Origin of the sequence: Prevotella sp. MGM1, assembly GCF_002933775.1 — a bacterium.
Lineage (GTDB): Bacteria > Bacteroidota > Bacteroidia > Bacteroidales > Bacteroidaceae > Prevotella.
Genome location: NZ_BEWV01000105.1, coordinates 1 through 2,277, shown reverse-complemented (window position 1 = coordinate 2,277; position 2,277 = coordinate 1). Strand labels below are relative to the sequence as shown.

General features: G+C 53.4%; 1 protein-coding gene and 2 pseudogenes. All 3 read left to right on the top strand.

What is annotated here, in order from left to right; translation table 11 throughout:
• Positions 1-1,498, top strand: a pseudogene (locus tag MoGM_RS12965) (hypothetical protein); the annotation flags it as partial.
• 142 nt (positions 1,499-1,640) lie between these two features.
• Positions 1,641-2,117 carry an arginine repressor gene (locus tag MoGM_RS03625; protein ID WP_104368797.1) on the top strand — a complete coding sequence of 159 codons (477 nt, stop codon included), beginning with the start codon at positions 1,641-1,643 and terminating at the stop codon, positions 2,115-2,117.
• Between the two features lie 57 nt (positions 2,118-2,174).
• Positions 2,175-2,277, top strand: a pseudogene (locus MoGM_RS03620) (GNAT family N-acetyltransferase); the annotation flags it as partial.

Below are 2,277 nucleotides of genomic sequence, written 5' to 3'. Positions count from 1 at the left end.
AGCAGGAAACACTCAAATCAACAAGATTGAGGCAACAATCGAAGACGCTGACGAGAACACCACGACCTATACTCCCGCTCCCGCAATCGCGGTTGCCGAGAACATCGCAGCCCTGAAGGCTCTCACCGACGAGACAGAGGCTACTCTGACACTGAACAATACCAAAGTCGTTGTATCAAGAGGTGCCAGCGGCCTTAGCGGCAGAGTGAGCGTGATAGAAGACGCCAGCGGTGCCGTGGCACTGGGTTCGGGCGTGATGAGCATGCTCATGGAGCTCGGCGCGTCGGAAGGCAAAGCCGTGACAGGTAAGGTGACCGGTATATACAGCGTGATAAACGGTGTACCGACATTCAGCGACAGCGAGAATACCGGCGCTACCGGCGACGAGGTTACGGCCGTTGAAGATACGGAAATCGCTCATGCCGAGGCTACCATAGCAGACGCCAAGAAAGAAGAGAACCTCTTCAAGATTGTAGACATCAAGGACATCACGCTCGAAGCCACAGGCATGCGCACGTTCACAGCCACACAGAACGAGGAGCAAATAGCGGTAGAGGACGTGATGATGACCCCGGGCTGGAGCTTCCTGACAGACGAGTACATGAGCGAAAGCGGAGAGGGCTACAACCTGCCGGCTATCGAGAGCATGACTGCCCTCGTATACAAGAACGCCGAAGGCGCTACCGTACTCTATCCGATGGAAATCGTTGCCAAGGAAGAGCAGCAGGAAGTACCCGTGGTTTGGGACTTCACCAAGTGGAGCGAGGAGACCGCAAACGACCTGAAAGCAGAGGCAGCGACAGTAGAACCCGACGCTGACGGCAAATATCCCGCAGTGACTCCGTGGCGCAGCTACGAGAAGGTTGCCGGCCCGAGCGAAGCCGAACCCGACAGAGGCGGCGCCGCATACTGGTATGGAACAGAAATCACCGAGGCACAGTCGCTCTGGGCCAACGGCCATGAGATTGCCGAGACAGCAGGTCTGCTCTTCGACAAGGTTGGTGCAGGATCGATCGCGATAGCCCTCAACTATCCCGAGACAACCCTCGGAACATATGCAGGTCCGGCATATCTGTGGATTGGCGGCAAGGACTTCTCGTTCGTAATTCCTGGTGTGAAGCCGGGCGCTACAATCGAAATCGGTCTCGAATCCCACAAGAGCACAGACGCGCGCGGCCTGAAGCTGAGCGTTGACGGAACCGAGTTCGCCCAGTGCGTTCCCACAACATTCGAGACATTCCGTGTCGTTGTTCCCGAGTCTGACGCCGAGACGGTAGACGTCAAACTGACAAACACCAACGGTTGCCACATCTACACAATCGGTATCACCGACTACCAGAAGACAGACGGCATCAACGGCGTGACCAACAACGTGAAGAACATCAACAACGATGTTTACTCAATAAACGGTGTCAAGGTACGCAACGCAGGCGAGTCGCTCAACGGCTTGGCCAAGGGTCTGTACATCATCGGCGGCAAGAAGGTTGTAATCAAATAACCAACCACCGCCTGACAAACATAAAAGGTCGCCTCATGTAGGCGGCCTTTTTTGTGTTTGTTATTGCAAATTTATGCATAAACACTTGTACGTTTGCATAAATATACGTATCTTTGCCCTGTATTTGCATAAATATACATACATGAAGATAAAGAAGAACAGACTTGAAACGCTGAGAATGATTATTTCGAGCCAGGAGCTGGGCAGTCAGGAAGAACTGCTCGACGCACTGCAAAACGAGGGCTTCAAACTGACACAGGCCACGCTGAGCCGTGACCTCAAGCAGCTCAAAGTGGCGAAAGCCGCCACTATGAACGGCAACTACATATACGTGCTGCCAAACGTGACGATGTACAAACGCGTGAGCACCCCTAACCAGGTAAAGGAGATGATGAAGGTACCAGGCTTCGTATCCATAACATTCTCGGGAAACATGGGCGTGATAAAGACACGCCCCGGATATGCCGGCAGCATAGCCTACAACATAGACAACAGCAAAATACCGCAGATTATCGGCACAATAGCCGGCGACGACACCATATTCATCGTCATCAGGCAGGGAGCGGGCGAAGAGGAAGTGACCGACGCGCTGAGCAAGGTCGTGCCCAACATGGAATAACAGACGGTAACAACGATACGACAAGGTAAGAGACGACAGTTTTTTCTAAAAAGACCGATGGAAGATATCAATGTATTAGTGGCCGCTCCCGAACACGAGAAGTATGTGGACACCATTCTCGAAACAATCGCGGCGGCGGCGGCGGTGCGTGGCACGGGAA